We start from the raw sequence: 7,024 nt of genomic DNA on the forward strand, positions 1-7,024 counted from the left end.
TGACAATCGTCTGCCCATCCGGGCTAATGGCGACAGAATTGACCCTACCCTGATCACCACGGAAGGGTTCAGCCAAGGGCTGACCTTGGAAATTCTACAACCGCACTATGCCGTCACTACCCCCACTGACAATCGTCTGCCCATCCGGGCTAATGGCGACAGACCAGACCTCATCCTGATGACCACGGAAAGGAGTTAAGATATCCATCGCTTGTTGCAGTCTATTCTGAACTGGAGTGAGAATTTGCTCTGGCATTTTCTCCAGATTCTCACCTATGACTTGTATTGCCATAACTGAAGCTTTGAGGGGTTGGACAGGGAGTATTTTCTTGATAGTTTCTGTTTTCTTTTGCAAAGATTTTTTAATGCTGTCTTGGAGAACAAATTTCCGGTCGGCTCTTTGTTTTTCTTCATCAGCAAGGCTGCGCTGATAAAAGTCCTTGGCTTGAGATGATAAATCAGGCTCTAACTTTTCCCAATTTTTTCGCACCTCTGCTAACAATCCTCTTGGCATGAGGTATTTTTCATCTTCTTCCTTGTGCAACCACTCTCGCAAAGCATCGGCTAATTTATCATCTAACCGCCGTAAGTCTCGGTCTTGTTGTCGCCATTCTCGCAATTTCTGCCAACCATCAATTAAAGCTTCATGGGCTAAATCAATCCAAACTTCTTCTCTGGCTTCTGTGTCAGTTACTATTAAACGTCCTTGGATTAGTTTTTCTATAACTTGATTGATTGCTTGCTGCTCATCTAGGTTTTCACCAGCAAGATTTAACAATTCCTGTTTTGGTTGTCGCTGTCGGGTATCCTTGTCTTCTGCACCAGTACGCACCAATTTCAATAAAATCCGCTTGACCCAAGGTTGCTGCTGTTTGGTGAAACTTGTATACAAATTTTCTGCATGACGGTTCAACGCCCCAATGACTCCACCTAGTTCGTTAAACTTAGCAATTGTTAACTGGTGAGTTGGTTTATCGCGCTGTTCCCAAACTTCAGTCAGGGCAAACTGTAATAATGGTAAGCAGCCTTTCTCTTGCCCTACTACTTCTTGCTGGATCGTTCCCAATAATCCCGTTTGCAACTGATAGCCTTGTAACCTCGCTGGGGATGCGATCGCTTCTTCTAATTCTGCCCCTAGTAATGGCGGCATATACACCGCTTGTTCCTGAATTAGTTGTGTCAGCGATTTATAGTTCAAACAGTATTCCAGAAAATCAGCTCGCATCGTGGTGACAATTGCTAACCGCCCTTCAGAAACTTGGGTTAACAACTCAATAAATCGCTGTCTTTCTTCTTCCTGAGAACCAAGGGTAAAAATTTCTTCAAATTGATCTACCACCAATAAGCAACGCTCAGAACCAGTCAGCCTAGAAATTACGGTAGATAAACCTTCTGTGTCAATGAGAGCCGAGATTTCCCTAATTTCCGTGCGTTCAAATAACTGTGTAAAGGCTCGTTTTAACTCTGCTAAAGGTTGAACTCCAGGCAAAATTGATTCTAAGATTCGCCAACCATTTTTTTCTAACACTGGAATCAAACCTGCCTGCACAACGGAAGATTTACCACTCCCCGAAGCGCCAATGATGGAAATAAAGTTAGCTTGAGTGAGTTTTTGTTGAATTAAGCTAACTACTTTTTGCCGACCAAAAAAGAACTTGGCGTGTTTTTTGTCAAAAGCTTGTAATCCCCGATAGGGAGATTTTTCACTCACCACCGCAGCCGCTACCTGATTCTTTGCTGAATACCAAACCAAAGGAATTGACCTACCGCCACCCATGTAAATTGCTTCTTGTCCACTTCCGTTGAGTTCCCGCGATACAAAGCTCATCAAGTCGTTGGCATTGACTTCTCCTCTAGTACCCTTAGCTTTATCTTCAGACAGTCCTTTGATGACGGCTTTGGTGAAAATCCCACCTTCGGCATCTTCACGCGCTCTTTCAAAAGCGCGGGAGGCTGTAATTAAGCAGTAGTCTTGTTTGCTATTGAAAACGGAGAAACCAGAGTTGATAAAACTTCTCTCTAATAAAGAGCCAGCATAGCAGCAATCCAGCAGTACTACCAAACTGCTGAGTTGAGATTCACTGATTAACGTGTTGAGTTCATCAAAGGGGATCGCATTTTGCCCCTCTTTATTGCAATCTGAAGTAGCCAAATATCCCTTCTTTATACCTGTGTGGCTAGTTGCTTCAAATCCATGTCCGGCAAAATAAATTAATGCGTCCGCACGTTTGGCTTTTTCTAACAAAAATCTTCTCAGTTCTTCTCCGAGTTCTTTACCATTTAACTTTTTATCAGGTGTGATTTGCCAGCGATTCTCACTCTCGATTAACTTGCCAGGTAAACGCTGAACATCAAATCTACCTTGTTCGCGCAGCAGTTGGGCGATGTGTTCAGCATCATTGACAGCCTTTGGTAGGTTGGTGAAATTGTCATACTTAGCAATTCCCAACACAAGTGCATATCTAGCCATATAATCTAACCTGGCATCTGTTTTGGACTAATCTTACTAAGAATAACTTCAAGAGTAACTGAGACTATTATGTCAGAAGTGCAACGTTTAATTATCAAAGAAGACGATCAAGAGTACGAAATCTACGTAGAATCAAATACGGCTCCTGAGATTCCAGAGGAAGAGGAACCGGGATACCGTGATGGTTTACCCGCGCTAAACATTCACGAATTTCAGGGCAGAATTCGTAATTATGCCAAGTTAGCTGTTGGTGCATTCAAGAATTTACCTGACGCTGAGGAGGTAACAGTTAAGTTTGGCATCAAGCTGGGTGGGAAAACTGGCATTCCGTTTTTAACTGAAGGGTCGGCGGAGAGTAATTTTGAAATTGAGGTTAAGTATAAGTTTCCAGAGAAGAAGCCATAAATAGCAATAGTTGGATTATCGTGCTTACCCATATCACGCCCGGAAATAAATTTCCAGGCTCATAGCGCAAGTCCACTCAAGTGGACTGAAATCTTTCCTTAGTTTTCTGAAGAGGACTTTAGCTATTAGCAGATGAATTTAATTCCCCTGCGGGATGACAACGAAGCTCATGATTTGGGACATCTTTATAGTGTCGGCTAACCTAATTATTACAGAAGCGATCGCCTTTGATTCATCATCATTCACTCATAGAACACGAACTTCCGAGTTCAAGGGGTGAGCGATGTCTTCGACGGGCTACGCCTACGCCCTCCACTCACTATCATTCACCTTTGAATCTCGGACGTTGCTGTTCAAAGCTCAAAGTTTTGTGTTCTCATCTCGAAATTTCATGTTCTGAGAGTGAAGCTTGGAGTTCAGAACTCGGAACGCCGAGCAATTTACTCAAACATCCGAGTTTTAATCTGCAATGTTGCATCTTTGAAGTGCAATTAGCGAGCTATTTTCTACAACGCTGCTGCTTGAGGCTTGGATTTCCGAGATTTACGGGCGAACCTTTGCCCCATTTCCTCAACTACTCCATCTAAACCAGCACCTTGTCCACTAGCTTTGGCATAGTTATACACCTGCAAGGCGGCTGCATAAGCTTCACTACCCACCGCTAGCGAAGTATCATCCAGCAACTCTTGTAATTGTGACAAAGACAGCAATACTGGATATAAAGCTTCAAATAATTGAACGTCTTTCCGCATCTCATTAAGGTCAAACGATCGCGGTAAAAACTCTGGATTTTGTGTCGCCACCTCTAATGCTTTGCTGACAAAGGCGCGGCTTTTATCTCCCATTTTGGGTAAAGCTTTTCGCTCCTCGTTACTTAAATCAATCAAAAATGGTAGCTTTTCTTTAATTGTAGCGATCGCTTGCAACACAGTATCTCTCTCTGATTGCGCTAGTGTTGCACTAATTGGGGCTGTGGACATAAAAATTAGTCTCTAGTAGGTTGCTTAATTTTAGAGTGCCCACATATATAACAAAATTACCAAGTTCAAAGCTTCAACAACACGAGGTAGGGGCACGGCATTGCCCATTGGTGTCAACTTAAGCTCAAACGCTTATCCCACAGGCGTTTTACCCCCCTTAATCCCCCCTTTCCAAGGGGGGAAAAAGGAATCTAGTTCCCTCCCCAATACATCGGGGAGGGTTAGGGTGGGGTGACGCGGTGAGTAACCGTAAGTGAATGAAGTCAATATCACCTCTTCACAAGGGTTTCACGTTAAGTTGACACCAATGGGCATTGCCGTGCCCCTTGAGAAAAATCGCACATCACGCTAGTCTTCATTGACGTAACTGCACGCTGTAACATTAGGCGATGACAAATCAACTCTCTCCAGAAATTCCCTCTTGCACTTGGAGCCGTCCCATCGGCTTGGGCTGGGACAAACCTTATACCGTCCGCTACGCAAGTAATATCGATGATGGCCCTTGGCATGGTATGCCTTTAGGTGGCTTTGGTGCAGGTTGTATCGGTCGTTCTTCACGGGGAGATTTTAACCTGTGGCACATCGATGGCGGTGAGCATACCTTCAAAAACGTCCCCGCCTGTCAATTCAGTGTGTTTGAATCTTATGGTACATCTTCCCAAGCCTACGCTTTGTCTACGCAAGCGCCCGATGATAGCACTCTCAAGGCTTGGCAGTGGTATCCGACACTTCCCGGCACGGAGGGGACGGGCAATTATCACGCCCTATACCCGCGTAGCTGGTTTGTGTATGAAAATGTATTTCAAGTCCAGTTGACCTGTGAGCAATTTTCACCAATCTGGGCAGGTAATTACCAAGAAACTAGCTACCCTGTAGCGATATTCCTCTGGAATGCCCACAACCCCACAGATGCACCTATTACTCTGAGTATTATGCTCACTTGGCAAAATATGGTGGGCTGGTTTACAAACGCCCTCAAATCTCCCCAAGTGCGAGTGCGCGATGATGGTAGTCCGGTTTACGAATACCAACCGCGCTGGGGCAAAAGTCAAGGTAACTATAACCAAATAGTTGAAAATACACAACAGTTTGGCTGTCTTTTCAGTCGGATTGGTAGTAATGAACCATTGCAGGAAGGTGACGGAACCTGGTGTATTGCGACGCTGAAGCATCCCCAAGTGGAAGTATTTCACCACAGTCAGTGGAATCCGGAAGGAACAGGTGAAGAGGTGTGGCAAAGCTTTGCTAAAGATGGTTCTTTGCCTAATTATCTTGATGCAACTTCAGCAACAGAGAATACACAATTAGGGGCTGCGATGGCTACGCCGGCCGCAGGCATCGCACTTCGTTTTACTCTCCAACCAGGCCAAACTCTGGAAATCCCCTTTGTTGTCGCTTGGGATTTGCCGATCACAGAATTTGCGGCTGGAGTAAACTATTACCGCAGATATACAGACTTTTGGGATAAAAGTGGTAACAATGCTTGGGCGATCGCATCTACCGCCCTACAAGAATACCAAACCTGGCGATCGCAAATTCAAAGTTGGCAAAAACCGATTCTCGATCGGGAAGATTTACCTAACTGGTTTAAGATGGCTTTATTTAATGAGCTTTACGACCTCACTAACGGCGGTACTCTCTGGAGTGCAGCATCGGAACTTGACTCCATCGGTCAGTTTGCGGTGCTAGAGTGCTTAGATTACCGTTGGTATGAAAGTCTAGATGTACGATTGTATGGCTCTTTTGCCCTGCTGATGCTGTTTCCAGAACTGGAAAAGTCAGTAATGCGGGCATTTGCACGGGCAATTCCTAAAGGTGATGATACTCCCCGAATAATTGGCTATTACATGACAATTAAGGCAGAAAGTCCGATCGCAGTTCGCAAAGTCGCAGGTGCAACACCCCACGATTTAGGCGCACCGAATGAACACGTTTGGGAGAAAACCAATTACACCAGCTATCAAGACTGTAATTTATGGAAAGATTTAAGTAGTGATTTTGTCTTGCAAGTATACCGTGATTTTCTGCTCACGGGTGCTGACGATGTAGAATTCTTAGCAGATTGCTGGCCTGCGATCGTTCAAACCCTCGATTACCTGAAAACTTTTGACCTTGATGGCGATGGGATTCCTGAAAATTCTGGCGCACCCGATCAAACCTTTGATGATTGGCGGTTACAAGGTGTCAGCGCCTATTGTGGAGGGTTGTGGTTGGCAGCACTGGAGGCTGCGATCGCTATTAGTGAGGTTTTATTCGAGAAAAACCTTGTGAATCTAGGGGACTTAGTAGTAAAAAAATCCATCTATCAAGCTTTGTTGGCAAAATCTCGCCCCATTTACGATGAAAAACTCTGGAATGGGCAATATTATCGACTTGATAGTGAAAGTGGTTCTGATGTGGTAATGGCAGATCAATTGTGTGGACAATTCTACGCCCGTCTGCTGGACTTACCTGATATTGTACCGAGCGATCGCGCCCTCTCTGCCCTAAAAACTGTTTATGATGCTTGCTTTTTGAAATTCTGCAATGGTGAGTTTGGTGCTGCGAATGGTGTTCGTCCTGACGGTTCACCAGAAAACCCCAAAGCTACTCATCCCCTGGAAGTCTGGACAGGTATAAACTTTGGGCTGGCGGCTTTTCTTGTGCAGATGGGAATGAAGGATGAAGCGTTTAGGTTGACGCAAGTTGTGGTGCAGCAAATTTACGACAATGGTCTGCAATTTCGCACGCCTGAAGCTATCACCGCAACTGGTACTTTCCGCGCTAGCACTTACTTACGGGCAATGGCGATTTGGGGAATTTACTTAGTTATTAATTGATTGGCTATCAAAGCGGTTCTCGTTTTGATGCAACACAGATAGGGTAGCACAGCTGGGCTACCCTATTTACGAATGTCTACATTAGGCGACTCACTCGCCAGACTATTATGATCGCCATTTGTTTCAACCGCGCTAGTTTATCAAAACCCACTGCTATAGCAACGGACAGAAAGCTTAGGACAAAAATAAATTCACAATGTACGCTTGTTGAAGGTGTTTAACGCCAACTTGTCCTAACGGCTTTGTCCACTGCTATAACCCTCTTCTGTCACTTTCCGGAATAAGCAAGTAGTAAATAAGCTAAATCATCCAGAAGCATAACAGGGTTTAAATTGATTCATGGCAGCAAT

At 44.6% G+C, this 7,024-nt stretch carries 5 protein-coding genes; 3 read left to right on the forward strand and 2 right to left on the reverse strand.

The features are described 5' to 3' along the window. Positions 1-94: 94 nt before the first annotated feature. Complete coding sequence (locus tag V7K48_RS16695; RefSeq protein ID WP_335074298.1) at positions 95-2,470, reverse strand: nSTAND1 domain-containing NTPase; 2,376 nt, start codon at positions 2,468-2,470, stop codon at positions 95-97. A 69-nt stretch (positions 2,471-2,539) separates the two neighbouring features. Between V7K48_RS16695 and V7K48_RS16700 the strand changes: the two genes are divergently transcribed. Both V7K48_RS16700 and V7K48_RS16705 read left to right on the forward strand, forming a co-directional pair. Continuing rightward, positions 2,540-2,875: a CU044_2847 family protein gene (locus tag V7K48_RS16700; RefSeq protein ID WP_335074300.1), complete on the forward strand. Its 336-nt coding sequence runs from the start codon at positions 2,540-2,542 to the stop codon at positions 2,873-2,875. Between the two features lie 154 nt (positions 2,876-3,029). Next, positions 3,030-3,155, forward strand: coding sequence for a hypothetical protein (locus V7K48_RS16705; RefSeq protein WP_335074302.1), 126 nt, complete (start codon positions 3,030-3,032; stop codon positions 3,153-3,155). Positions 3,156-3,381: 226 nt separating this feature from the next. Here V7K48_RS16705 and V7K48_RS16710 read toward each other — a convergent pair whose 3' ends face one another. Beyond that, positions 3,382-3,855, reverse strand: coding sequence for a hypothetical protein (locus V7K48_RS16710; protein ID WP_335074303.1), 474 nt, complete (start codon positions 3,853-3,855; stop codon positions 3,382-3,384). A gap of 389 nt (positions 3,856-4,244) precedes the next feature. Here V7K48_RS16710 and V7K48_RS16715 point away from each other — a divergent pair, with 389 nt between their 5' ends. Then, positions 4,245-6,674: a GH116 family glycosyl hydrolase gene (locus tag V7K48_RS16715; RefSeq protein WP_335074304.1), complete on the forward strand. Its 2,430-nt coding sequence runs from the start codon at positions 4,245-4,247 to the stop codon at positions 6,672-6,674. Positions 6,675-7,024 lie beyond the last annotated feature (350 nt).

Source organism: Nostoc sp. (genome assembly GCF_036919615.1).
GTDB lineage: Bacteria > Cyanobacteriota > Cyanobacteriia > Cyanobacteriales > Nostocaceae > Nostoc.